The sequence below is a fragment of the Bacillus basilensis genome (genome assembly GCF_050630465.1).
Lineage (GTDB): Bacteria > Bacillota > Bacilli > Bacillales > Bacillaceae_G > Bacillus_A > Bacillus_A basilensis.
In genome coordinates, this window is record NZ_JBNTQO010000005.1 from 1 (window position 1) to 25,573 (window position 25,573).

The window sequence follows — 25,573 nt, forward strand, 5'->3', positions numbered from 1 at the left end:
ACAGAAAAATCCCCTCCATAGTAAACAGGTTAATGTGCTTTCTTTTTCCTGTCTACTATAAGGGGATCATATCAAAAGTGATAGTCTCTTTTTCTGTTAAAAGTGAAATGTAAAAAGAAACATAATTTTTATATCATTTTGTAATTCACTTTATTATAATAAAGATATAGTTCTTGATAAAGAACAAGTTGTTCGATAGGAGAGATTAAAATGCTGAAGCCACCTCGCAAATTCAAAAAGATGCTTATATTGCCATGTTTGTGTTCTATTACTTTTTATTTAGGCTCTCAAATGATGACTTATACAGAAGCAGCTTTCATTCATGAAACGAAAGTAGAGGCCACTATTTCTACAGCAAGTATTTTTCCAAAAACAGTTGATCAATTAATAGAACAAGCTAAGCAGCATAAGGAAGTCATTTTGCATGAGTATGAAGGGATGAAATTAAAAGAAACTGCTACCTCCACTCAAGAGTTAGAACAGGCGCTTGTTACGTGGAAGCAAGGGCGTGAGAAAATAGTTGCTGAGAGAGAAGCGTTACAAAAAGTATATAAATCAATAGAAGAACCTTATAATCAAGTACAAGAAGAGTTAAAAGGAAATACAACTGCATCGAATAAGCAAGTATTCTCGTATGTGAATGCTGGCTTCCATAAAGTGAAAGAAAACTGTGAGTATGTTGATAAAGAAGTTAATTTACAAGTGATTGATAAAAAAATTCAAGATTTTGAGAAGTTACTAGTAGATGAAACAGCAAAACAAGTGAGTGAGGCTGAGAAACAAAAGGAATTAGAAGAGAAGAAGAAACAAGAGGAAGCGAAAAAACTAGAAGAGAGTAAGAAACAAGAGGAAGCGAAAAAACTAGAAGAGAAGAAACAAGAAGAGGCGAAAAAACTAGAAGAGAAGAAGAAACAAGAAGAAGCGAAAAAGCTAGAAGAAAGTAAAAAACAAGAAGAACAGAAAAATAAAGATAGCAAGTAAATTATAGTAACATTTCAAAGCAGATAGAGATTATAAAACAAATAGGTGAGAGAGCACTATCACTCACCTATTTTTCGTGTCCTGCTTATTTTATTTAGCCAATAAGAGGTAGTTAGATAGACGAAGCTTACTAATTAGTGGAGATAGGTCAAAAAATCAACAAAATTTTTCTTTATTTTTCAATAATTAACTGAAATTTCCAAATAATATTGAGAAATGAAAATAACTGAAAATATTAATAAATATGTGTTGTATTTATATAGGTATGTTCGTTATAATGAACATAAGGTTTTTAAAAAAGAACAAATATTAGCTAAGCTAATATAGTTTTAGTTATATCTCTTATTTTAAATAAGAGATAGCAATAAAAAATATAAAAAACAGCTAGGGGGAATTGATTGTGAGTCTGAAAAAGAAATTAGGTATGGGAGTTGCATCAGCAGCATTGGGGTTATCTTTAATTGGTGGAGGAACATTCGCTTACTTTAGCGATAAAGAAGTATCGAACAATACATTTGCAGCTGGGACGTTAGATCTTACATTAGACCCTAAAACGCTTGTAGATATTAAAGATTTAAAACCAGGGGATTCTATTAAGAAAGAGTTCTTATTAAAGAATAGCGGTTCATTAACAATTAAAGATGTTAAACTAGCGACAAAGTATACTGTAAAAGATGCAAAAGGTGATAATGCTGGTGAAGACTTTGGTAAGCACGTTAAAGTGAAATTCCTTTGGAACTGGGATAAACAAAGTGAGCCTGTATATGAAACAACTTTAGCAGACCTACAAAAAACTGACCCAGATCTTTTAGCTAAAGACATCTTTGCTCCTGAGTGGGGAGAAAAGGGTGGATTAGAAGCTGGTACAGAGGATTATTTATGGGTACAATTTGAATTTGTAGATGATGGAAAAGACCAAAATATCTTCCAAGGTGATTCATTGAATTTAGAATGGACATTCAATGCTAACCAAGAAGCTGGAGAAGAAAAATAATAAAAAAGCGGGTATCCCCCGCTTTTTTTTATAAAGAAAAAAGAAGTGCCGATTGTAAGCACTTCTTTCTATTTATTATTTTTGATCTTGCTTCCATTTTGTAAATTCAAGAAATTCACGAAATTGTTCTTTGGAGACGCCGGAGCTCATCGCATCTTTAACGAGTTGTGTCCATTCGGAGTCTAGGTGATTTTCCTTTGTTGTTTCATCATGAAGTAGAGTGTCAACTGGAATTTGTAGAACTGCTGCGATCTTTTCAAGAAACTGAATGGAAGGGTTTTTTTGTAAATTTCGTTCTATAGAACTAATGTAAGATTTAGCAACACCGGCTTTTTCGGCAAGTTCAGTTAATGAAATACCTTTTTGTAAACGCAGGCGTTTTATACGTTCTCCAATCATATTTGCGCACCTTTCTATCAATATGTCGTCGTCTTATGATGTCATTATTATAACATAAACTTCGCTAAAAAGAACAAACCTATTGAGCCTGGCTTGATGGTTTCGTACGTTGGAAAAAATGTTCGATATCTTGTAGAGCGATACCAGCGTCTAGAGCTTCAAGTATTAAATCAATCCATTCTTGATCCAATGCGTCAGTCTTATCTTTGTACAAATGTAATTCCTCCCTAATTATCGGTCATAACTGCTGCTACAGAATACGTGATAATGCAATCGGATTTTGTATTTTTATGTAGTGAATTATCAAATATTTTGTAGATAAAACAAAGATAAAATCCCCATTAAATTCCCTCTATGGCGATTATAAAGTTTCTGACAAATATTTTCAATATTTTCAGAAAACATTGTTGAATTGTGATATACTCGTATGCTAACTATGGAATTTTTACAAATATATTAAAAACATTACATAATATGACTAAATATTGAAAAAATATTGAATTTTTAATAAAATTCAATTTGTAATACATATTATTTATTAGGGGAGGAAATAAGGGATGAACAAGAAACCGTTCAAAGTTTTATCTTCAATCGCTTTGACAGCTGTATTAGGTCTTTCGTTCGGAGCTGGTACTCAATCTGCATATGCTGAAACGCCTGTGAATAAGACAGCTACGAGCCCAGTTGATGATCATTTAATTCCGGAAGAACGTTTAGCGGATGCGCTAAAAAAACGTGGGGTAATTGATTCGAAGGCTTCAGAGAAAGAAACAAAGAAAGCTGTCGAAAAATACGTAGAGAACAAAAAGGGTGAAAATCCGGGGAAAGAAGTAACAAATGGGGACCCACTTACGAAAGAAGCATCGGACTTTTTAAAGAAAGTGAAAGATGCGAAAGCAGATACGAAAGAAAAGTTAGACAAACCTGCAACAGGAACACCTGCAGCGACAGGACCAGTTAGGGGTGGTCTAAATGGTAAAGTACCAACATCTCCAGCAAAGGAAAAAGCGTACAACGGTGATGTTCGTAAAGATAAAGTACTCGTTTTACTTGTAGAGTACGCTGACTTTAAACATAACAATATCGATAAAGAGCCTGGCTATATGTATTCGGAAGACTTTAACAAAGAACATTATGAAAAAATGTTATTCGGTGATGAGCCATTTGCGTTAGAGGATGGAAGCAAAATCGAAACGTTTAAACAATATTATGAAGAGCAATCTGGTGGTAGTTACACAGTAGACGGAACAGTTACAAAATGGTTAACAGTTCCTGGTAAAGCTGCTGATTACGGTGCGGATGCTGCTACAGGTCATGATAATAAAGGACCAAAAGGACCTCGTGATTTAGTAAAAGATGCATTAAAAGCAGCTGTAGATAGCGGTATTGATTTATCTGAGTTTGATCAGTTCGATCAATACGATGTAAATGGTGATGGAAATCAAAAGCAACCGGACGGTTTAATTGATCACTTAATGATTATTCATGCAGGTGTTGGACAAGAAGCGGGCGGTGGTAAATTAGGTGACGATGCAATTTGGTCACATCGCTGGACAGTTGGACCAAAACCATTCCCAATTGAAGGTACACAAGCGAAAGTTCCATATTGGGGCGGAAAGATAGCGGCATTCGACTACACAATTGAGCCAGAAGATGGCGCAGTTGGTGTATTCGCGCATGAATATGGTCATGATTTAGGCCTTCCAGATGAGTATGATACAGACTATACTGGTCATGGTGAGCCAATTCAAGCTTGGTCTGTTATGAGTGGCGGAAGCTGGGCTGGTAAGATTGCAGGAACAACGCCAACGAGTTTCTCACCACAAAATAAAGAGTTTTTCCAAAAAACAATTGGTGGTAACTGGGCGAATATCGTAGAAGTAGATTACGAGAAATTAAATAAAGGTATCGGTCTAGCAACATATTTAGACCAAAGTGTTACGAAAACGAACCGTCCAGGTATGATTCGTGTAAACTTACCTGATAAAGATATAAAAACGATTGCTCCAGCATTTGGTAAGCAGTATTACTACAGCACAAAAGGTGACAATCTTCATACAACGTTAGAAACACCGCTGTTCGATTTAACGAATGCAACGAATGCGAAATTTGATTTCAAATCGTTATATGAAATCGAAGCAGAGTATGATTTCATTGAAGTACATGCTGTAACAGAAGATGGGCAAAAAACGCTAATTGAAAAACTTGGTGAGAAAGCAAATAGTGGAAATGCAGATTCGACAAATGGAAAATGGGTTGATAAATCATATGATTTAAGCCAATTCAAAGGTAAGAAAGTAAAATTAACATTTGAGTACATTACAGATGGTGGTTTAGCATTAAACGGTTTCCTACTTGATAATGCTTCATTAACAGTAGATGGTAAAGTAGTATTCTCTGATGATGCAGAAGGTACACCACAATTTAAATTAGATGGTTTCGCAGTTTCTAACGGAACTGAGAAGAAAAAACATAACTACTATGTAGAGTGGAGAAATCATACTGGATCAGATAGCGCATTGAAATTTGCTCGCGGTCCAGAATATAACTCTGGTATGGTTGTATGGTATGCAGACTCAGCTTACACAGATAACTGGGTTGGTTTACATCCAGGACATGGTTTCCTTGGTGTAGTTGACTCTCATCCAGAAGCAATTGTAGGAACTTTAAATGGTAAACCGACAATTGACAGTAGTACACGATTCCAAATCGCTGATGCGGCGTTCTCATTTGATAAAACGCCAGCATGGAAAGTTGTATCTCCAACGCGTGGAACGTATACGTATAATGGCTTAGCAGGTGTGCCGAAGTTTGATGATTCGAAAACGTATATTAATCAACAGATTCCAGATGCAGGACGTATTTTACCGAACCTTGGCCTAAAGTTTGAAGTAGTAGGACAAGCTGATGATAATTCTGCAGGTGCTGTTCGCTTATATCGTTAATACAGTAAAACTACCGAGAGATTTTCTTTCGGTAGTTTTTTTGTGAGCAATGAATTTTATATAAAAGAAGAAATTATATATAATGTAACTTTACGAATAGAAATTTATTATAATATGAAGTCTATATAAATAATGAAAGAATTGGATAAAAATAGTGGGGGAAGGTGAATGAATGAGCGTTTCTTCTATTGTAAATAAACAAAAGGAATATTTTTATAATGGCCATACGCGAAGTGTAGCAGTGAGAAAGAATAATTTGAAGAAGCTTTATGAAGGCATTCAGCGTTTTGAAGAAGAAATATTTCAGGCGTTGAAATTAGATTTAAATAAGTCAATTCACGAGTCGTTTACAACGGAAGTTGGGTATGTATTAAAAGAAATTTCCTTTCAATTGAAGCATATTTCATCATGGAGTAAACCGAAGCGTGTTCGAACAGCACTCACCCATTTTGGATCAAAGGGGAAAGTAGTGCCCGAACCGTACGGTGTGACACTTATTATTGCACCTTGGAACTATCCGTTTCAATTAGCAATTGCACCACTTGTAGGAGCGTTGGCAGCTGGAAATACAGTTGTTTTAAAGCCGTCAGAGTTAACGCCAAATGTTTCAAAAGTGCTTACGAGAATGTTAGAGGAATTATTCCAAGAAGAGCTTGTAGCGGTAGTAGAAGGCGGTGTAGAAGAGAGTACGGAATTGTTAAAGGAACCATTTGATTATATTTTCTTTACAGGTAGTGTTGGTGTTGGAAAAGTTGTGATGGAAGCAGCTGCGAAACGGTTGACGCCGCTTACGTTAGAACTTGGCGGAAAAAGTCCATGTATTGTACATAAAGATGCGAAAATAGATGTAACAGCAAGACGAATTGTGTGGGGGAAGTTTTTAAATGCAGGGCAAACGTGTGTAGCCCCGGATTATATGTATGTGCATGCTTCCGTGAAAGAACAGTTAATCGAGGCATTACGACACGAAATTGCGGAGCAGTATGGCAAAGAGCCACTGCATAATGATCATTACGTGCGAATTGTGAGTGATCGTCATTTTGAACGATTATGTCGATTTTTACAAGATGGTCAAGTCGTAATTGGCGGGAACTATAAGAAAGATACATTACATATTGAACCGACAGTAGTAACGAACATTACATGGCAAGATGCGGTTATGGAAGATGAAATTTTTGGTCCGATTTTACCAATTGTAGAGTACGACAACATAGAAGAGGTAATTGACACAATTCAGCAACATCCAAAGCCGTTAGCGTTATATGTATTTTCTGAAGATAAAGAAGTACAAAAGAAAGTGACGAGTAATATTTCATATGGCGGAGGTTGTATTAATGATGTTGTCTATCATCTTGCAACGCCATATTTACCTTTTGGGGGCGTCGGTAGTAGTGGATTAGGGGGTTATCATGGGGAAGAAAGTTTTCGGACTTTTTCACATTATAAAAGCATTTTGGCCCAATCTACGGCATTTGATATGAAAATTCGTTACTCTTCTACAAAAAGTGCTTTAAAATTCATACGAAAGTTGTTAAAATGATGATGGTGTTTATCAGTAGGCGTAGCCGTATGATAATAGCCCCTTCGCAATGGAAGGGGTTTTTCTGTTCGACGTTATGTATCGTGCGAAAATGAATCAAACATAATACATAAAGAATAGAAGCGAACGCTTGTTAAATAATCATTTTTGTTTGGATCGAAACAAAAAATAGTCTATAGAACATAAATATTTATTCATGAATATAAAAATTAAAATTTAAGGTAGATAGGACGGGAAAATGAAAAAGATTATTAAAGTTGAAGCAGTAGAAAAACATTTTGGAAATCAAGTGATTATCCCACCTCTTTCTTTAGATATTAAAGAAGGAGAATTTTTAACAATCTTAGGACCGAGTGGTTGCGGGAAAACGACGTTACTTCGTATGATCGCAGGTTTTGAAACTCCAACTAAAGGGAATCTTTTATTAGATGATGAAAAGATTAACGATTTGCCACCGTACAAGCGCCATATGAATTTAGTGTTCCAACATTATGCGCTATTCCCACATATGAATGTGGAGAAAAATATTTGTTTCGGTATGAAAATGCAGAAAGTACCGGCAGCAGAGCAGAAAGAGCGTGCTGAAGAGGCAATGCGTTTAACGCAGTTACTTGAGTTCCGTAATCGTAAACCTGCGAAGCTTTCTGGTGGACAGCAGCAGCGTGTAGCAATTGCGAGAGCGATTGTAAATAACCCGCGTGTATTATTACTAGATGAGCCACTTGGGGCGTTAGACTTTAAGTTAAGAAAAGACTTGCAACGTGAATTGAAAAACTTACAACGTAATTTAGGAATTACGTTCATATACGTAACGCACGATCAAGAAGAAGCGATGAGCATGAGTGATCGTATTGTTGTTATGAATAAAGGACATATTGAACAAATCGGAACGCCGAAAGAAATTTATAATAAGCCGAAAACGATGTTCGTTGCAACATTTATCGGTGAAAATAATATTGTGAAAAACGGGGAAGGCTATGTAGCAATTCGCCCTGAAAACGTAAAGGTACGTTCGGTTGAAGAGCCGATTTTAAAAGAATACCATCTTGGACATATTGAAGACATTGAGTTTGTTGGAAATATGGAAAAGCTGTATGTACGTGACGAGAAAACATCAGAATTACTAATGGCATATCAAACTGCTGAAGAAGCAACGCAGTGGAACATTGGAGATAATGTATACGTAGGCTGGGAGCAAGAGGACGAGGTGACCTTAAATTGAAAAAAGGGAAATTACTCGCACTACCTACAGTCGCGTGGCTGTTAATCTTCTTCCTAATTCCCCTTCTGTTTGTATTGGCATTTGCCTTCATGCAGCGCGGAGCATACGGAACAGTGGAAATGCAATTTACGTTAGAGAATATAGCTCGTGTGTTTGATCCACTATACATGGGAACGTTATGGGAAACTGTTAAGATTGCAGTTATTACAACAGTAATCTGTTTAGTAATTGGTTATCCATTTGCTTATACAATTACAATTGTTGATCGTAAATACCGTTCAATTCTTTTATTATTGGCAACGATCCCGTTTTGGATTAACTTTCTTGTTCGTTCATACGCATGGATTGTTATTTTACGTTCACAAGGTCTTGTAAACACATTGCTATTAAAACTAGGTATTATTAGTGAACCTTTAAATTTACTATATAATACACCTTCTGTAATACTCGGAATGGTATATTCTTTATTACCATTTATGATTTTACCAGTGTATGCAGCGATTGAGCAGCTTGATAAGCGTAAGCTAGAAGCAGCTTATGATTTAGGTGCAACACCAGTAAAGGCATTTTGGAATGTTACAGTACCAATGACGATGTCAGGGATTGCTACGGGTTCTATTTTAGTGTTTGTTTCTTCTATCGGAATGTTTGTTGTATCAGACGTTATGGGTGGATCGAAAGTAGCGTTAATCGGAAACGTAATTCAAAATCAATTCTTAGGAGCGCGTGATTGGCCGTTTGGATCTGCGTTATCTATGATTGTTGTTCTATTCTCTGTTCTGTTAATTTACTTATATTATCGTGCAACGAAAGTATATAAATATGATGGGAACGGAGGGGAATAGGCAAAGATGAAGAAGTTTTTAGTTTCTTATTCTTGGTTAATTTTATTGTTCTTGTATTTTCCAATGATGGTTTTAATGGTATATTCCTTCAATGATTCTCGCATTAACGCGGAATGGGAAGGTTTTACATTCCATTGGTATACAGATTTATTTCAAAAACAAGATGTTATTGATGCGTTTGTAAATAGTATGACGATCGCGATCGTAACAACGATTGTAACGACAGTTCTTGGCGTGATTTTCGCGATTGCATTGCATCGTTATAAATATCGTTATGAAGGTGCTATTAACGGTCTTGTGTATTTACCAATTTTAATTCCTGATATTTTAATGGGATTATCTTTACTTATCTTATTTAGTCAATTAGGTATGGAACTTGGCAAAACAACAATTATTATTGCACACATTACATTTAGTATTTCATTTGTTGTCGTTATTTTAGCAGCACGTCTATCTGGTATGGGACGTGATTTAGAAGAGGCTGCGAATGATCTAGGAGCAACGCCGTGGCAAACGTTTCGTTATGTAACGTTCCCAGCAATTGCACCAGGAGTTATTTCAGCCGCATTATTAACATTCACATTATCAATTGATGATTTTGTAATTAGTTTCTTCGTATCAGGACCAGGATCAACAACATTGCCATTATACATTTACAGTATGGTTAAGCGCGGAGTATCACCAGAAATTAATGCACTTTCTACAATTTTAATTGTAGCTATCGTAGGATTAATGGTTCTATCTGAAATCTTCCGTAACAAAGGTGCAGATGGTGAAGAAAACTCTGGAGGACACCTTCCTTTATAATACGAACGATATAGAAAGTACGAGGGGGTAATAAACCGATGAAATTAATGAAAAGATTAGCCGGCGCAGCAATTAGCTTTAGCCTTGTAGCTGGTGTACTTGCTGGTTGTGGTGAAAAGAAAGAAGAGTTAAACATTTATAGCTGGGCTGACAATTTTGATGAGCAAGTGCTAAGAGATTTTGAAAAGAAATATAATGTGAAAATTAACTATGATAAGTATGCAAGTAATGAAGAAATGCTTGCGAAATTACAAGCTGGTGGCGCGAAGTATGATTTAATTCAGCCGTCTGATTACATGGTTAAAACAATGGCAAAAATGGATTTATTAGCGCCGTTAGATAAAAAGAATATCCCAAATATCGAAAACATGGTTTCTAATTTCAAAACACCTGCGTTTGATCCAGAGAATAAATATTCTTTAGTATACACTTGGGGTGTAACTGGTATTGCATACAATAAAAAGTATGTGAAAGAAGCACCTACAAGCTGGAATGACTTATGGAATGAGAAATATAAAGGGCATGTAACTTTATTAAACGATTCTCGTGAAGTATTAGGTATGGGTCTTAAGAAAAACGGCTTCTCAAACAGCACGAAAGACGATGCGCAGTTAAAGACAGCAGCAACTGATTTACAGAAGCTACTTCCAAACTTATTAGCATTTGATACAGATAATATTAAACAAAAGTTTATTACAGAAGATGCTTGGATCGGAACGGTTTGGTCTGGAGATGCAGCATTTATCGCAAAAGATAATAAAGATGTAGAGTACGTTGTACCAAAAGAAGGCGGCACAATTTGGGCTGATACGTTAGCAATTCCAAAAGGTGCGAAAAACAAAGAGCTTGCAGAGAAGTTTATGAACTACTTATTAGATGAAAAAGTAAGTGTGAAAAACTACGAGTCAATTGGATACAGTAATCCTAATGAAAAAGCTCACCCTCTTCATAGTAAAGAATATCGCGATAACCATATGATTTTCTTAACGAAAGAAGAATTAGATCGTACAGAATGGCTTGTTGATGTAGATGATAAGTTAAAAGACTATGATCGTTACTGGACAGAGCTAAAAACAAAAGGTAAATAAGTAAGGAGATGCGGTTTCTAAAGTAGAAATCGCATTTTTTCATAGTAGGAGGAAATCGTTTGAAGAAGTTGCATCAATATGAGGGAATGTGTATCGGTTTATTACTTGCTGTATTTGGCATTGTTGCTTGGCGAGTACATGCTGGTGGCGTTACAGTGATGGATACATATATCCGAGGATTAGTAAAAGGATTACAAACAGAAGGTTCGCTTACATTTTTCTCACACTATACAAAATTAGGGTCTGCCATTGGGATTGTAACTACGCTCGTTATAAGTTTACTTGTTTTTTGGAGAAAACGTTATTATGCTGCGATGATCGTGTATCCAATGGGCATTTTAACAACACATCTTGTGAATAAAGGGATAAAAGAAATTGTGAAAAGGGAGCGTCCGTCGTTAAATGAAGCATTTGATGCGCTTGGGTATAGTTTCCCTAGTGGGCATGCAATGTTATCTATTATGACATTCGGGTTTCTTGCTTATATTATTGCGGCAAATTTGAAGAATGTGACTGGGAAATATGTTATAACGATTTTGTTGGGAATAGTAATCGTATCGATTGGATTAAGTAGAGTCATTTTAAATGTACATTATCCAACTGATATTTTAGCAGGTTACTGCGTAGGTGGTATTCTATTAATTATCGCGATTTATTGCCATCGTTTACTTACTGAGAGGCTTGGTCTTAATAAAGAGAGATAGAAAAACGTCTAGAAAAACTATTATTATAGTTCTTCTAGACGTTTTTTGTTTGCATGAAGATGTGATACAGTATAAATGACAATTGAATTATGTAAAGTAGGTGAAAATGTTTGAAAACAAATGTACATAAAGTGGATAAGTGGGGGAAGTTAGGAGCTTTTTTGTATCAGTTTCGTTATACAGTAATTGTAGCACTACTACTGGTTGCGATAGCACTCGGTATTTTCGCTCCAAAGCTACCGGGAGTATTAGGTGGCGATGGCTTTCAAACGGAAGGGGACTATCAAAAAACGAAAGAAATTTTAGATAAAGATTTTAAGAGGTCTCAAGATACGCTGCTACTGGTTTTTGAAAAAAATAAGGGTGTTTCACATGAGGAATTTCAAAAGCAAGTAGAGGGAATTGTAAAAAGTGTACAAGAGAAAGAGACATATGAATCTTTCCATCACCCGATACAAAATAAAGAAATGTTACAAGATGATATCGGCTATGCGACAATTTTATTTTCCGGGAAAACAAATAAGGAACGAATGGAAACGACATTACAATTTGCTGATAAAATCGAAAAGGAAAGTAATGCAGCATTAAAAGTAACGCCTACAGGGTTTCCGAAAATTAATCAAGAGATTAATGAAAGAACGCAAAATGATTTAAAAGTAGCAGAGATGATTGGGTTACCGATTGCATTCCTCGTATTACTATTTTCATTTGGTAGCCTTTTAGCATCAATTTTACCAATTGTAAATGGGGCACTTAGTGTTATTAGTACGATGGGCATATTATACTTTATAGGTAGCGATAAGGAACTATCTATCTTTGTGTTAAATGTTGCACCGATGATCGGACTTGCGCTATCTATTGATTTTGCACTATTATTTGTAAATCGCTTTCGAGAGGAAGTTGCAAAGCGAACGGTAAAAGAAGCGATTGCAATTACATATCAGACAGCAGGGCGCGCGATCGTATTTTCAGGATTATGTGTATTTGTTGGATTATCTGGCTTGTTTTTCTTTAAGATTGATTATATTCAGTCTGTCGCAATTAGCGGAATGATTGTTGTGATTATGAGTATTTTATTCTCACTCACACTTCTTCCGGCGTTATTATCACTAATTGGTAAACGAATATTAAAAAAGAATCAAGTAGCACATACGCCGGCAAAGGCATGGCGTAAATTTGCGCAATTTGTAATGAAACATCCAATAGCGATGATTATTGTTGTTACAACATTTATTGTTATTTGCTTATTACCATTACGTACAGCTAATTTGCAGTTCCCTGACGTGGAAGCTCTACCTAAACAAAGTGATACAAGAATTGCATATGAGAAGTACGAAGAGGCATTTAATGAAACTGCAAAAACACATGCTGATGTTACATTAGTGGTAGAGACGAAAAAAGATATGAAAGAAAAAGAAAGTTTACAAAAGGTAGAAGAAGTCGTTCAAAAGTTAAAAGATGATAAGAAAGTATATGAAGTAAGAAGTTTATACGACGGGTTAACTGGTATGAAAGCAGATCAAGTTGCTGGATTATTAGAGTCGCCAGAAGCAGCAAAACTAGCCCCTGTATTTGAAGCATATACGAAAGAGAATAAGACTACGATAGAAATCTTTTTGAAAACGAAACCGCGTACTGAAACTGCTAAACAGTGGGTTCGTGATTTTAAACAAAACTATAAAGAAACGAATGTTACGTATTATCTAGGCGGAATGACGACGTTCCAACAAGAGTTAGAAGATGAAATTAAAGATAAAGTTGCGATTGGTATGTCTGTTATATTTGGATCGACCTTCGTTATATTATTATTTGCATTTCGATCTATACTCATTCCGATTAAGGCGATTATTATGAATATACTTAGCTTAAGCGCAACAATTGGAATTGTTGTTTGGTTATTTGAAGGTGGTCATTTTGGTTTAGAAGCGAGTCCAGTTTTATTTGTCTTACCAATCTTCATTTTTGGCCTCGTCTTTGGGCTTAGCATGGATTATGAAGTCTTTCTTATTTCGCGTATTCATGAACTGTATGAAGAAACAGGAGATAATGATCAAGCAACGTTAGAAGGACTTGTGTCAACAAGTAGAATTATTACGTCCGCCGCTTTAATTATGATTGTTGTTACCGGTGCGTTCGCCTTTACTGATATTTTACCAGTACGGCAAATGGGGCTTGGTGTTGCATTAGCGATATTCCTTGATGCAACAATTATTCGTCTTATGCTCGTACCAAGTTTAATGAAATTGTTTGGAGACTGGAACTGGTGGTTACCATTTCGAAAGAAAAGAGAAAAATCATCATAAAAAATACTCATCTATAAGATGAGTATTTTTTATGAATAGCAAGACCTACATTTTGCAAATAGTATGTGATAAGAACATTACATATAAGTAGGTGAAGGCAATGTTTCGTTATTTTAAGTTTAAGTTAAATGATACAGTACAGTTTGCAGAAAACGATGGGCATATGTATCGCATTGTCGGTTATCGGTTAGAAAAAGGATTTTATCCAAAAGATGAATGGACTCATATCATTTATGAATTGCTTAGAGATTTTGATGGGTATACGATGGATGCGGAAGAAGAGGAACTTGTAAAGGTCATTCAAGTAGAGGATGAGTATTACAAAATACAAGAAGTATCGGGCTATCGTTATCCAGTAAAAATGAAACAAAAACAACAAGTGATGAAAGTAGAAAAGATGGATGACTTATTAGATACGTATAATGACTATAAAAGATTGGCGGATTTCTTTAAAGATTTATCGTATGAACAAAAAGCGGAAGAAGTATTGCAGGAAATGAAAAGGCGTAGAGCATGAGGGGGCAGTCTACTATAAGGCTGTCCACTATTTTTGACGGTGCATCAAATTGTGTTTTCCGTTACAATGAGAGAATCAATAGAAATAAGGTGATACAGTATGGAAACGAAGAAAAAGGGCGAATGGTGCGAAATTACTGTTCCAGCGAAATGGAATGGTATAAGTATTGATTCGTTATTAAAAATAGAATGGGAAATACCGAAAAAGTTGTTACATCAGCTTCGTATGGAAAAAGGTGTTACCGTTAACGGGGAACAGAGAAGATGGAATGAGCTTTTAAAAGAAGGCGATAAGTTACAAGTTCATATGTTTATGGGGGAAGAATACGGTGTAGAGCCTGAATATGGTGAATTAGATGTAGTATATGAAGATGATCACGTACTCATTGTAAATAAGCCTGAGAACATGGATACGCATCCTGCTGAAAAAGGTGGAACGGGAACACTTGCAAATCTTGTTGCCTTTCATTATCAAATGCAAGGTTTAGAGACGAAGGTTCGTCATATTCATCGGTTAGATAAAGATACGACAGGTGGTGTCTTATTTGCTAAGCATAGAATTGCTGGTGCAATTATGGATCGTTTATTAATGGAACGAAAAATTAAAAGAACATATGCGGCGCTTGTGGAAGGGAAAGTAAAAAAGAAGCAAGGAACAATTGACGCAGCTATTGGAAGAGATCGCCATCATGCGACGAGACGACGTGTTTCTCCAAAGGGAGACCAAGCTATAACATATTATAAAGTAGAGAAGTATTTTAAAAACCAAAATGCTACGCTCGTCACGTTACAATTAGAAACAGGTAGAACACATCAAATTCGTGTTCATATGAGCCATAACGGTAATCCGTTAGTTGGAGATGTATTATATGGTGGACAAACGAAATATATGTCGGGGCAAGCGTTACATGCGATGAAGATAAACTTCTTACATCCAATTACGAAAGAAGAAATTGAAGTTGATGTATCATTTCCTACAAAATTAAACAATACCATGAAAGAATTTCAAAGGGTGAATGCGTAAAGTGTAAGTTTAAATTTGAGAAAAGTAGATTTTTGCAGGATTTTCTCTAAAAGAAGCGAAGCCGTTAAGAGAAAAGAGAGGTGAGAATCACTTGATCAAATATAAATATATACTAGGAATATTTTTCGCTTGTCTTTTAGTTACTCTATGTCTCTATCCATATTTACCGAATCAGATGGCAGTACATTGGAATGAAAATGGTCGGCCGAACGAGTTTGTGAGTAAACAAATTGTTATAGCACTTATTCCTTGCCTTATTATTTTCTTACATGGATTGATGTATATTATTTCACATAATATATATAAGTTTAATGAAGACGAGCATGTCATTATAAGTGGATTTCTAAAGACGATTACTTTATTTATGTTGTTTATCCATATGCTCATTCTCTTTATTAATTTTGGAAGCATGATATCCTTTCAAACAGGACTAACAATTGGAATTAGTATGTTTCTTTTTATGCTGAGTAAGGCGTTTAAAAAAGTTCAGAGTACAGAAAAAGACCCAATCAAATTAAAAAAGATTCGTTTAGTGAGTAGGCGGATTTTTCAAGTGATGGCATGTAGTATATTGTTTTCATTGTTTTTGAACTTGAAATGGGGATTTTATGTGTTACTTAGCGTAATAAGTGGTGGTTCTATTTTGTTTATGTTCTATGCTTTATACTCATACATAATAGAAAGTTATGAAACGTAAAAAAGAGTCTTCTCATTATGGGAAGACTCTTTTAATCTATTTACTTCGTAATAAATTGTTGTGTCCAGTAGTTGCCGCTTTCTACATAGCCAACACCGATGTGAGTGAAGCCATTATTTAAGATGTTTGCACGGTGTCCAGCACTGTTCATCCAAGCTTGTACTACTTCTTCAGGTGTACGTTGGCCTTGAGCGATGTTTTCACCTGCAGATGTATATGAAATACCAAACTTCTTCATCATGTCAAACGGAGACCCGTATGTAGGGCTATTATGATCAAAGTAGTTATTTTTTTGCATATCTTCAGATTTAATGCGTGCTACTTTGCTTAATTCAGTGTCGATTTTTAAAGCTGGTAAACCTTGTTTTGCACGCTCAGCGTTTGTTAATTCAACAACACGTTGTTCGAACTCGCTTAAAGATTTTGCTTCTTCAGCAGGCTTTTGCTCAGCAGGTTTTTGTTCAGCAGGTTTTTGAGTATTGTTGTTTTCAGCAGGCTTTTGAGCTTCTGGTTTTTGAACTTCTTCAGCAGGTTTTTGTTCAGCAGGTTTTTGAGTTTCCTCAGCAGGCTTTTGAGTTTCTGGCTTAGCTGTTGGTTGCTCAGTTACAACATTTTCAGTAGGTTGTTGACCAGGAATAATGCAATTTGGTTGGAAGTTTCCTTGCTGCCATTGTGCTAATGACTCAACGCCCATAGATTGTAAGAATGCTTGTAATTCTTGTTGGCTCATTTGTTTCATCATTACTTTTGAATGCTGAATATTTTGAACCTTAATATTAGATGGTTGTACTGTTGCAGCTTGTGCATCTAAAGAAGATACTCCTAAAGTAAGAGCTGTTGCAGCAGCTACAGATAATAAAACACGCTTTTTCATGATGTGTGTCCCCCTATATAAAGTTTTAATTTGTTTTCACACGATTTGTTTTTGACAGCCTGTCTGACTGACAAATTCATCGTAGCATAGATTTTGCGAGAAAAAAGATGGAAAAAAATTCATAGACTTAAAATTTACCTAATTTATCCTAAGGGTGAAAAAGGGGAAAAATAAGAGAAACATAGAGTATAAAAGGAATTTTCAGCACTTTAATACCTAGTTTTAAGAGGGGGTTTTTGGATAAAGTTTCCTAAATGGAAAATGAAGAATCCCATTGCATCAATGGTTTGAGCGTTTTTTTGAGGAATATACTGGATTGATTTTTACAAAACTGTAATGTTTCTGTTGTTCTTTTTTATAATAAAGTAACATATTTTTAATGTTGTAGCAGACAAAAAAGCGGCTATCTCTTTACATAGACGAAGGAGATAGCCGTTTTCCTATTATTACGTATGTTACAAGTTATTACGAGTTAGTTTCAATTGCTTCTAATAATAAATCTACAATGTGAATTCCTCTCATTTTATGAGAAAGACCCTCTCGTTCAATACCTAATTTCATTTGTAATAAACAACCTGGATTTGCAGTAACGATGGTTGCTGCCTCTGTCTCATGCACACGGTCCATTTTGTAATCTAGAAATTCCATTGATAACTCTGAATGAACAATATTGTAAATACCAGCAGAACCACAGCAGCGGTCCGCATCTTTCATTTCACGGTATGTTGCGCCTTGGATTGATTCTAATAACATACGAGGTTCAGAAGATGTTCGCATAACATTGCGTAAGTGACAAGAGTCTTGATACGTAATAATTTGCGGCGTGAGTCGTAAGTCGTTTCGTTTATGGAAATCTAGTTCTACTAGAATAGCAGTAATATCTTTAATTTTAGAAACAAACTGCTTTGCACGTTCAGCCCACTGTGGATCATCTTTAAAAAGATAATCGTAGTCTACGAGGTAAGCTCCACAACCACCAGCATTCGTAATAATATAGTCGATGTTTAAATCTTCGAATGCTTTTATATTGCGTTTCGCTAATTCTTTTGCTCCACTTTTCTCACCAGCATGCCCATGTAATGCCCCGCAGCAACTGTGTGTTTTCGGAATAACGATATCACAACCAGCTAACTGAAGAAGTTTCATCGTTGCGTTATTTGTTTCTAAAAACATCGTATCCATTAAACAACCTGTGAAGAATGCAACTTGTTTCTTCTTTGTACTTTTAGCAGGTAAAAATTCAGGACGATCTTTCATTGCTTTCATTTTAGGGACTTTTGGTAAAACAAGATCTATCGTTGCAAGTGTTTCAGGGAATAACTTCATAACCCCTGTTTTATGTGTTAGCGTTTGTAAACCAGAACGCTGATAAAATCCAATTAATCCTGTTAATGTTCGCATTCGATTTTGATGCGGGAATAGTCCTTCAAACACGACTTTACGAACAGCTCTCACTGGCATTGAGAACTTTTTATTTTGATTAATAATATCACGGGCTTCTTCTAACAAATGGCCATAATTCACACCAGATGGACAAACAGGTTCACAAGCACGACAGCCAAGGCAAACGTTTAATGTGTTTTCAACATCTTCATCTGGCTCAATTAAACCGTCAACGACCGCTTTCATTAATGCGATACGTCCTCGTGGTGAATGTGATTCTTTATATCCAGATTGAATGTAAGTAGGGCAAGTTGGTAAACAGAAACCGCATCGCATACAATTTAGTAGTTCGTCTTCACTTAATCGTTCTTTAAATTCTTTTTGAATGTTTTCTTTATTTAATGTTGTCATCGTTCAACCACCACTCTTTTGCGAGTGTCCTTCGCGAACATCTTTCCTGGATTCATAATGTTATTTGGATCGAAGGCTTGTTTAATTCCCTGCATAGCAGCAATACCTTCCTTACCTAATTTCATTTCTAAATACGGAGCTTTCATCGCGCCAACACCATGTTCACCAGTGATCGTGCCACCAAGTTCGATTGCTTTCGCAAATATTTCAGCAAAAGCTTGTTCAGCTCGGTGCATTTCTTCATCGTTGCGAGCATCTGTCATACAAGTTGGGTGTAGGTTGCCATCGCCAGCATGCCCAAACGTACAAATAGGAATATTATATTTTTTGGCAATGGCATTAATAGCTTCAACCATCGGAGCAATCTGTGAGCGTGGTACTGTTGCATCTTCTAATATAGTAGTAGGCTTTAATCTTGCAAGTGCTGATAGTGCACTACGACGAGCCGTCCGAAGTGCATCTGCTTCCGCTTCATCTTTTGCAACGCGAACATCGACCGCGTTCATAGAGCGGCAAACGTTAGCCATTTTTTCAATATCTCGATTGACAACTTCAGGTGGACCATCTTGTTCAATTAATAAAATTGCTTTTACATCAGTTGGTAAACCGATTTGTGCAAATTCTTCTACTACTTCAATTGTCGGCTGATCTAAAAACTCAAGTGTCGCTGGAATGATTTTATTTGCAATAATAGAAGAAACAGCACGTGCAGCTTCGTTAATATCTTCATATAGTGCAAGCATCGTTTTCTTCGTTTCAGGCATAGGAACAAGTTTTAATATGGCTTCAGTTACGACGCCAAGCGTTCCTTCAGAACCGATAAATAAACGAGTTAAATCGTAACCAGCTACATCTTTTGCTAATTTACCACCAGTACGAATAATATCGCCGTTTGGTAAGACAAGTTCAAGACCCATCACATAATCACGTGTTACGCCATATTTTAATCCGCGTAATCCACCTGAGTTTTCATTAATGTTACCGCCGATTGTAGAAATTTTCATCGAGCTTGGATCTGGTGGATAAAATAAACCTTTTTCTTCTACCGCTTTAATAATATCAAGCGTAATAACACCAGCTTGTACAGTAATTGTTAAATTCTCTTCATCAATTTCTAAAATGTTATTCATATGACGGAAAATAAGGACGATACCGCCTTCAAGTGGACATGTTCCTGCGCAAAGATTTGTTCCAGAACCACGAACATATACAGGAATGTTGTGAGTGTTACATACTTTTAACACGTCAGCTACTTCATTTGTATTACGAGGAGCAATGACTGCGTCAGGCATTGCTTGGAAGTTTGGAGTGGCATCATAACTATACGTTAAACGCCCCATATTGGATGTATCTACATTATCTTCGCCAACAATGGATACGAATGAATGAATAATTTGCTTTTCTAACATTGGAAATCCCCCTCAAACTGTTAACGTAATTAGTCATAATAAAAAACGTTGTCACAGTGCTTTCATTATAATGATAAAAAAGTCGAGGGATTCTTTCTATGTATAATCATCTAAAGATTAATCTGTTTTATCGTTATTTTTTGTTTGATTATCTAATAAAAGGAGCGAAAAGTATAAAATGTTTAAGTCTTTGAATTCTTTCGGGTCAAGTCCTGTAAGCTCATCAATCTTTTTAAGCCTGTAATGCAATGTGTTAATGTGTATATGTAATTGTTCAGCTGTTTGTTTATAGGATTGGTTATAATCGATAAATAAGCGTAAAGTGTGCATAAGCTCAGAAGATGATAGTAAGTTTTCGATGGTGCGTCTTAGAAACTGTTCCCGCGTTTCAGCAGAAATATCTTGTAAGCACATTTCTAAACGTAAATCTTCATTAAATACAATCTTTTTCGTTTCAAGTGATACGGAAAGAGCTTGTAATGCTTGTTCGTATGATAAGTTCATATTGCTTGGCGTAACGGATTGTCCAATCCCGATATATAAAGGAATAGAAAACAAAGTTTCACAGTCTTGTTTTAATCGTTTTAAAAATTGATACGTTTGCTCTTTGGAGTTTGTGGCTGTAAATAAAATGAATCGATCATTTCCCCAGCGAACAAATAGATGCTCCTTTGTTAATAGATTGCGTACGTGTTGCCAAATCTTACGCTGAAGCATCGTGTCATTTTGATCGATAGAGAACAAAATAAGTTGTTTCTTCTTATATAAATCAATACCAAGTGTTTTTGCGCGATCGAGAAAGCTTGGAGACCAGTCTGTATTTTGAAGCCAATCAAAGACAAATGCTTCATAAGAACGGTGTTCAAGTTCTAGTTGTTCTAAAAAGTAGTTCTCATGAATGAGTAGTTCGGTCATCTTACGTAATATTTCGCCGTATTGTGAAATGTTTTCAGGTTCGCCTGTAATTCCAATGACACCAATTACTTCGTCATGGAATAGTAAAGGGAGGTTCATACCCGCCTTTACGCCATGCAAACGTTGTTCATCTTCTTTTGTAATAATGACAGTTTTCTTTTGTTTCGCACAGCGGAGTGCACCTTCATGAAATTGACCGATTCTTTCTATATCTGTACTTGCGATAATAACGCCTTGTATATTAATGATAATGATATTTTCTTTAATTAGTCTGCGTACTTCTCGTACAATTTTATTCGCTAAATCAGGAAAAAGCATAATTTGCACACCTCAAATTCTATTTGTTGTACATTATATATGTAAATGAAGTAAGAAAGGGAAATTTCACACTTTCCACACATTTATTTGTTATTTTACAATTATAACGAAATCATCCGAAGATGGAGGGAATCTTTTGAGAAAGTACGTTTTTCTTCTCTGTTTTTTATTTCTATTAGTAGGGTGTCAAGGAAGTTCATATACACCGATTGCTAAAGATAAAAGTGTTATTATAACAACGAATATAAAAGAAGGTAGTATTAGTTTTGTTGATAAACAAACTAAAAGGTTAATTACGACATGGGAACTTAATGAACCGATGGCAGGAATTGCACTACTTCCAAACGGCGAGGATATACTTGTATATGGTAAGCAGTTAGAGTACATGTATGTATATTCACTAGCAGAAGGAAGACAAGTGAAAAAATATAAAACTGGAAAAGGTATTGTAAATGTAATCGTATCTGAAGATAAAAAACAATTATTTGCTGCCGATCAGACTGCTCAAAAGGTAAGGTTCTTTACGATAAAAGGGAAAGAGACAGGGAGTGTGTCAACCGGAAAAGGACCAATAACGATGGTAGAGTACCATAACCAATTATCTGTATTAAACTTTTATGATACGAAACTAACGACAATTGATACAAAGAAAAAAGAAGTGATACAATCCTTTATGATTCCCCCAGCGTCAACGGGAGCAACAATTAGTCCGGATGGGAAAGAAATATGGATTGGCGGACATGGTGATGGAAATCAAGTCAATGAGAAAGTATTAGTGTATTCTTTACAAAGCGGAGAAATGGTGCGTTCTTTACATGCTCCGTTTATGCCTGTGAATATAACCAAGGATAATAAGTATGTATATGCATTAAGTCACGGTTCGAATACGCTTAGAAAGTTTGATGTTAGCACGTATAAAGAGGTGGCTTCTGCAGAAGTAGGATCGAACCCATTTGCATTTTTGAAGAGCGGAGCAGAAGGGTACGTAGCAAGCTATGATAGTGATGAAGTGTGCGTCATGGATATGAAGAATTTGAAAATAAAACAAACAATTAAAGTAGGAAAAGGGCCGTTTCAACTCATAGAGAGGGAAGGGAAGGACAATGAATAAATATAGGGTATTAGTTGTAGATGATGAAAGTGATATGAGGCAGCTTGTTGGAATGTACTTAGATAATTTCGGATACGAGTGGGGAGAAGCTGAAAATGGAAAAGAGGCTCTAAAAAAATTAGAGACGGATCATTATGATTTCGTTGTACTAGATATTATGATGCCAGAGATGGATGGACTTTCAGTTTGTAAAGAAATTAGAAAAACGTCAGATGTACCAATTATATTTTTAACAGCAAAAGGTGAAGAGTGGAATAGGGTGAACGGCTTACGTATGGGAGCAGATGATTATATTGTAAAGCCATTTAGTCCTGGTGAACTAATCGCTCGTATGGAAGCTGTATTAAGACGTTATACAAAGCAAGAGCAACAAGAAGAGATTCAGTTTGGACCGATTCTTATTAATGAAAAAAGTAGGAAGATTGAGGCTGATGGTGAACCGATTTCTCTTACAGTAAAAGAGTTTGATTTACTCTATTTTCTTTGCCAACATACGGGACAAGTATTTAGCCGGGAACAATTGCTGGAAAAGGTATGGGGATATGATTATGCCGGAAGTACAAGGACAGTAGATACGCACGTGAAAACGATGCGTTTGAAGCTTGGGGAAAGTGGAAACTACATTCAAACTGTTTGGGGTGTAGGCTATAAATTTGAGGTGTAACCTATGTTTACGATGGTACAGAAGCTTTGGCTGACAGTAGTATGTGCAGTATTTGTAACAGTTTCCTTTCTTTATTTTGTATCTTTATATTCGTATGAAAAATTATACGTTGATAATTTAAAAGATTCATTAGTAATGGAAGGGAAGCGTCTTGCTGCGCAATATGATAAGCGCGAAGGAATATCAACTTTCGAAGAGAAAGTAAGAGCATTTGATCAAATATCTAGTTCAGACGTTCTTTTCGTATCTAATCCGCGTGATTTAAGCGCATGTTTACCTTTTGATGTGCATCATCATTCTCTTATAAGTGAAGGGGACAGGCAATCTTTATTAGATGGAAAAACTGTAACAAAGATAGGATATGAGGAACATTTTGATCGTAATATTATGGGTGTTGTCATCCCTGTTTTAGAAAATAAGAAATTAGTGGGCATTGTATATTCTTATATTCCTTTAAAAAGTATAAAAGACTTAATATATGATATGGGCCTTATTTTAGCACCGTTAGCACTTGCTATTACTTTACTGACAATATGGATTGGTAGAAAAATTATTATTGCTATTACGAGACCACTTTCGCAAATGGAACGAGTTGCCAATCATTTGGCTACGGGAGATTTCTCAGAACGAATTACAGTTTCTTCCGAAGATGAAATTGGACGATTAGGAAAAGCATTTAATAAAATGGCCAATTCTTTAGAGACAGAAGACGTAAAGCGTAAAGAGTTTTTAGCTAACGTTTCGCATGAACTAAGAACACCGCTTAGTTATATAAAAGGATATAGCGAGGCTATTTTAGATGGTGTAGCGAAGGGACCGCAGCAGGAAAAAGTAACACAGCTCATTCATAAAGAAGCAGATCGCATGCAGCGTCTCGTTCATGATTTATTAGATTTAGCACAATTAGAAGGTGAACATTTTCCGTTAAAGAAACAACCTATCGTTTTTTCACAACTGATTGAAGATGTGTTAGATACGTATGAGATTAAGTTTATAGAAAAGAAAATTCGTATTTCAACAAATTTAAATCCAGAAATCATTGTGATGATTGATGAGGATCGTATGCAACAAGTACTTCATAACGTGTTAGATAATGCGATACGGTATACAGATCAAGACGGGGATATTATGATAACGCTCAGGCAGATAGATGATTACTGTGAACTGAACATAAAAGATACAGGAATCGGTATTGACACAGAGCATTTAGAAAACCTTGGCGAACGTTTTTACCGAGTTGATAAAGCAAGAAGTCGTCAACATGGTGGAACAGGTTTAGGCCTGGCAATTGTAAGACAAATTGTTCATATACATGATGGACAGTGGCGAATTGAAAGTGAAAAAGGGAATGGAACGACGGTTAGTATTAAATTAAAAATACAGGATGAGGAGAGCATGTTCTAATTTTTAGAGCATGCTCTTTATATTGAAGACAATAGTTATACGTAAAGATATAAATTAATATGTAATAAATATCGAAATTTTGACGATTTTATGAACAAAACATTTGTACTTCTTACCAATTCGTTCTAAAATAGTTATGATGCAAAGTTCTTATAAATCGTTTCAATTGTTGTTTGGAAGATACTGAGGTGATTTAACTGGAGTACAAATCTATTAAACCGAAAAAGATTTACGAAGAAGTATCTGAAGCTATTTTAACAATGATTAAAAATGGTACGTTAAAACCTGGTGACAAACTACTTCCTGTACATCAATTAGCTGAGCAGTTTCAAGTTGGCAGATCTGCTGTTCGTGAAGCGCTAAGTGCGCTAAGAGCGATGGGCTTAATTGAGATGAAACAAGGAGAAGGTACATATGTGAAGAATTTCGATTCTTCTTCATTAACAAAATCATTAAACAATAGATTATTAATGAAGAAAGAAGATATTTTGAATTTATTAGAAGTACGAAAGGTGCTTGAAGTGGGGGCAGTTCGAGCAGCTGCGGCAAAACGTACGGAATCTAATTTGCAAAATATGAAGCATTGGTTAGATGAAATGGCAAAGAGCATTGGAGATGAAAAAGCTGGTGAAAAAGCAGATTTTCAGTTCCATATGGGAATTGCAGAGTCTTCGCATAATAACATTTTGCTTGAACTCATGAATCATGTTTCAGAGATGATTGCTGAAACAATTGGTGAATCAAGACGCATTATTTTATATGGTGAACAAACAACATCAGAACGACTTATAGAAGAGCATCAAGTTATATATGATGCAGTGTTAAAGCAAGATGTAGAATTAGCGCAGCAAGCAATGTTAGATCATTTAACAAATGTAGAACATATTGTCACAGGTAGAAACGATATAAATTCGTAATTTAATCTTTTGAAAATCTAATTTTCTGATAAAATAGAGAGAGATTAAGTAAGCGTTTTCTTTAGAAAAGGGAGAGGATAGGCCATGGTTGAGCCTATTTCT

At 35.7% G+C, this 25,573-nt stretch carries 23 protein-coding genes; 17 read left to right on the forward strand and 6 right to left on the reverse strand.

Translation table 11 applies throughout. The features are described from left to right. Positions 1-210: 210 nt before the first annotated feature. A complete protein-coding gene (locus ACQVV1_RS11885; protein WP_309259861.1) occupies positions 211-981 on the forward strand; it encodes a DUF4047 domain-containing protein in 771 nt (256 codons plus the stop codon). A gap of 400 nt (positions 982-1,381) precedes the next feature. Next, positions 1,382-1,975, forward strand: coding sequence for a biofilm matrix protein CalY (gene calY, locus ACQVV1_RS11890; RefSeq protein ID WP_063224540.1), 594 nt, complete (start codon positions 1,382-1,384; stop codon positions 1,973-1,975). Positions 1,976-2,050: 75 nt separating this feature from the next. Here the strand turns inward: calY and ACQVV1_RS11895 are convergent, their stop codons facing one another. Together ACQVV1_RS11895 and ACQVV1_RS11900 are read right to left on the reverse strand one after the other, a co-directional pair. Further along, entirely contained in the window at positions 2,051-2,374 is a 324-nt protein-coding gene (locus tag ACQVV1_RS11895; RefSeq protein WP_000578882.1) for a helix-turn-helix domain-containing protein, read from the reverse strand. 79 nt (positions 2,375-2,453) lie between these two features. Further along, positions 2,454-2,588, reverse strand: a complete 135-nt coding sequence (locus ACQVV1_RS11900; RefSeq protein WP_060630024.1) for an anti-repressor SinI family protein — start codon at positions 2,586-2,588, stop codon at positions 2,454-2,456. Between the two features lie 343 nt (positions 2,589-2,931). Here ACQVV1_RS11900 and inhA1 point away from each other — a divergent pair, with 343 nt between their 5' ends. From inhA1 to ACQVV1_RS11955, 11 genes are all read left to right on the forward strand, one after another. Then, positions 2,932-5,319, forward strand: coding sequence for a M6 family metalloprotease immune inhibitor InhA1 (inhA1, locus tag ACQVV1_RS11905; protein ID WP_431168907.1), 2,388 nt, complete (start codon positions 2,932-2,934; stop codon positions 5,317-5,319). Positions 5,320-5,491: 172 nt separating this feature from the next. Then, on the forward strand, positions 5,492-6,859 hold the full coding sequence (locus ACQVV1_RS11910) for an aldehyde dehydrogenase (RefSeq protein WP_242251026.1): 1,368 nt from the start codon (positions 5,492-5,494) through the stop codon (positions 6,857-6,859). A 238-nt stretch (positions 6,860-7,097) separates the two neighbouring features. Then, positions 7,098-8,081, forward strand: a complete 984-nt coding sequence (gene potA, locus ACQVV1_RS11915; RefSeq protein ID WP_242251027.1) for a spermidine/putrescine ABC transporter ATP-binding protein PotA — start codon at positions 7,098-7,100, stop codon at positions 8,079-8,081. Beyond that, the gene (gene potB / locus ACQVV1_RS11920; protein WP_000715496.1) at positions 8,078-8,926 is read left to right on the forward strand and encodes a spermidine/putrescine ABC transporter permease PotB; all 849 of its coding nucleotides are present in this window, start codon (positions 8,078-8,080) and stop codon (positions 8,924-8,926) included. Before potA ends, potB begins: the two co-directional genes overlap by 4 nt. Before the next feature lie 6 nt (positions 8,927-8,932). Further along, the gene (gene potC / locus ACQVV1_RS11925; protein ID WP_000714199.1) at positions 8,933-9,733 is read left to right on the forward strand and encodes a spermidine/putrescine ABC transporter permease PotC; all 801 of its coding nucleotides are present in this window, start codon (positions 8,933-8,935) and stop codon (positions 9,731-9,733) included. 38 nt (positions 9,734-9,771) lie between these two features. Continuing rightward, positions 9,772-10,821, forward strand: coding sequence for a spermidine/putrescine ABC transporter substrate-binding protein PotD (gene potD / locus ACQVV1_RS11930; RefSeq protein ID WP_242251028.1), 1,050 nt, complete (start codon positions 9,772-9,774; stop codon positions 10,819-10,821). Between the two features lie 86 nt (positions 10,822-10,907). Next, positions 10,908-11,525: a phosphatase PAP2 family protein gene (locus tag ACQVV1_RS11935; RefSeq protein WP_080468707.1), complete on the forward strand. Its 618-nt coding sequence runs from the start codon at positions 10,908-10,910 to the stop codon at positions 11,523-11,525. Between the two features lie 110 nt (positions 11,526-11,635). Next, positions 11,636-13,828 (forward strand): MMPL family transporter, encoded by a 2,193-nt coding sequence (locus ACQVV1_RS11940; RefSeq protein ID WP_309259863.1) that lies wholly within the window; start codon positions 11,636-11,638, stop codon positions 13,826-13,828. Between the two features lie 100 nt (positions 13,829-13,928). Continuing rightward, positions 13,929-14,345 carry a hypothetical protein gene (locus tag ACQVV1_RS11945; RefSeq protein ID WP_060630031.1) on the forward strand — a complete coding sequence of 139 codons (417 nt, stop codon included), beginning with the start codon at positions 13,929-13,931 and terminating at the stop codon, positions 14,343-14,345. Between the two features lie 99 nt (positions 14,346-14,444). Then, entirely contained in the window at positions 14,445-15,368 is a 924-nt protein-coding gene (locus ACQVV1_RS11950; RefSeq protein ID WP_309259864.1) for an RluA family pseudouridine synthase, read from the forward strand. A gap of 91 nt (positions 15,369-15,459) precedes the next feature. Then, positions 15,460-16,065, forward strand: a complete 606-nt coding sequence (locus ACQVV1_RS11955; RefSeq protein ID WP_060630033.1) for a DUF1648 domain-containing protein — start codon at positions 15,460-15,462, stop codon at positions 16,063-16,065. 40 nt (positions 16,066-16,105) lie between these two features. Here the strand turns inward: ACQVV1_RS11955 and ACQVV1_RS11960 are convergent, their stop codons facing one another. From ACQVV1_RS11960 to ACQVV1_RS11975, 4 genes are all read right to left on the reverse strand, one after another. Then, positions 16,106-16,939: a CAP domain-containing protein gene (locus ACQVV1_RS11960; protein ID WP_336448117.1), complete on the reverse strand. Its 834-nt coding sequence runs from the start codon at positions 16,937-16,939 to the stop codon at positions 16,106-16,108. 465 nt (positions 16,940-17,404) lie between these two features. Continuing rightward, on the reverse strand, positions 17,405-18,733 hold the full coding sequence (locus ACQVV1_RS11965) for a (Fe-S)-binding protein (protein ID WP_431168908.1): 1,329 nt from the start codon (positions 18,731-18,733) through the stop codon (positions 17,405-17,407). After that, positions 18,730-20,142: a glycolate oxidase subunit GlcD gene (gene glcD / locus ACQVV1_RS11970; protein WP_242251040.1), complete on the reverse strand. Its 1,413-nt coding sequence runs from the start codon at positions 20,140-20,142 to the stop codon at positions 18,730-18,732. The genes ACQVV1_RS11965 and glcD overlap by 4 nt, the downstream gene beginning before the upstream one ends. Positions 20,143-20,259: 117 nt before the next feature. Then, positions 20,260-21,375, reverse strand: coding sequence for a CdaR family transcriptional regulator (locus tag ACQVV1_RS11975; RefSeq protein ID WP_242251041.1), 1,116 nt, complete (start codon positions 21,373-21,375; stop codon positions 20,260-20,262). Between the two features lie 136 nt (positions 21,376-21,511). Between ACQVV1_RS11975 and ACQVV1_RS11980 the strand changes: the two genes are divergently transcribed. The 4 genes from ACQVV1_RS11980 to ACQVV1_RS11995 all read left to right on the forward strand — a co-directional run bounded on the left by ACQVV1_RS11980 (position 21,512) and on the right by ACQVV1_RS11995 (position 25,471). Further along, positions 21,512-22,486 (forward strand): YncE family protein, encoded by a 975-nt coding sequence (locus ACQVV1_RS11980; RefSeq protein ID WP_242251042.1) that lies wholly within the window; start codon positions 21,512-21,514, stop codon positions 22,484-22,486. Then, the gene (locus tag ACQVV1_RS11985; RefSeq protein WP_140968928.1) at positions 22,479-23,150 is read left to right on the forward strand and encodes a response regulator transcription factor; all 672 of its coding nucleotides are present in this window, start codon (positions 22,479-22,481) and stop codon (positions 23,148-23,150) included. The genes ACQVV1_RS11980 and ACQVV1_RS11985 overlap by 8 nt, the downstream gene beginning before the upstream one ends. A gap of 3 nt (positions 23,151-23,153) precedes the next feature. After that, entirely contained in the window at positions 23,154-24,554 is a 1,401-nt protein-coding gene (locus ACQVV1_RS11990; protein WP_431168909.1) for a sensor histidine kinase, read from the forward strand. Between the two features lie 227 nt (positions 24,555-24,781). Then, entirely contained in the window at positions 24,782-25,471 is a 690-nt protein-coding gene (locus ACQVV1_RS11995) for a FadR/GntR family transcriptional regulator (protein ID WP_257148953.1), read from the forward strand. The last annotated feature ends 102 nt before the right edge of the window (positions 25,472-25,573 follow it).

Excerpts from the sequence above, each read along its gene's own strand:
- ACQVV1_RS11885 (WP_309259861.1), top strand. The coding sequence starts at position 211 with ATGCTGAAGCCACCTCGCAAATTCAAAAAGATGCTTATATTGCCATGT.
- ACQVV1_RS11895 (WP_000578882.1), bottom strand. The coding sequence starts at position 2,374 with ATGATTGGAGAACGTATAAAACGCCTGCGTTTACAAAAAGGTATTTCA.
- inhA1 (WP_431168907.1), top strand. The coding sequence starts at position 2,932 with ATGAACAAGAAACCGTTCAAAGTTTTATCTTCAATCGCTTTGACAGCT.
- ACQVV1_RS11910 (WP_242251026.1), top strand. The coding sequence starts at position 5,492 with ATGAGCGTTTCTTCTATTGTAAATAAACAAAAGGAATATTTTTATAAT.
- potA (WP_242251027.1), top strand. The coding sequence starts at position 7,098 with ATGAAAAAGATTATTAAAGTTGAAGCAGTAGAAAAACATTTTGGAAAT.
- potC (WP_000714199.1), top strand. The coding sequence starts at position 8,933 with ATGAAGAAGTTTTTAGTTTCTTATTCTTGGTTAATTTTATTGTTCTTG.
- potD (WP_242251028.1), top strand. The coding sequence starts at position 9,772 with ATGAAATTAATGAAAAGATTAGCCGGCGCAGCAATTAGCTTTAGCCTT.
- ACQVV1_RS11935 (WP_080468707.1), top strand. The coding sequence starts at position 10,908 with ATGTGTATCGGTTTATTACTTGCTGTATTTGGCATTGTTGCTTGGCGA.
- ACQVV1_RS11945 (WP_060630031.1), top strand. The coding sequence starts at position 13,929 with ATGTTTCGTTATTTTAAGTTTAAGTTAAATGATACAGTACAGTTTGCA.
- ACQVV1_RS11950 (WP_309259864.1), top strand. The coding sequence starts at position 14,445 with ATGGAAACGAAGAAAAAGGGCGAATGGTGCGAAATTACTGTTCCAGCG.
- ACQVV1_RS11960 (WP_336448117.1), bottom strand. The coding sequence starts at position 16,939 with ATGAAAAAGCGTGTTTTATTATCTGTAGCTGCTGCAACAGCTCTTACT.
- ACQVV1_RS11965 (WP_431168908.1), bottom strand. The coding sequence starts at position 18,733 with ATGACAACATTAAATAAAGAAAACATTCAAAAAGAATTTAAAGAACGA.
- glcD (WP_242251040.1), bottom strand. The coding sequence starts at position 20,142 with ATGTTAGAAAAGCAAATTATTCATTCATTCGTATCCATTGTTGGCGAA.
- ACQVV1_RS11975 (WP_242251041.1), bottom strand. The coding sequence starts at position 21,375 with ATGCTTTTTCCTGATTTAGCGAATAAAATTGTACGAGAAGTACGCAGA.
- ACQVV1_RS11985 (WP_140968928.1), top strand. The coding sequence starts at position 22,479 with ATGAATAAATATAGGGTATTAGTTGTAGATGATGAAAGTGATATGAGG.
- ACQVV1_RS11990 (WP_431168909.1), top strand. The coding sequence starts at position 23,154 with ATGTTTACGATGGTACAGAAGCTTTGGCTGACAGTAGTATGTGCAGTA.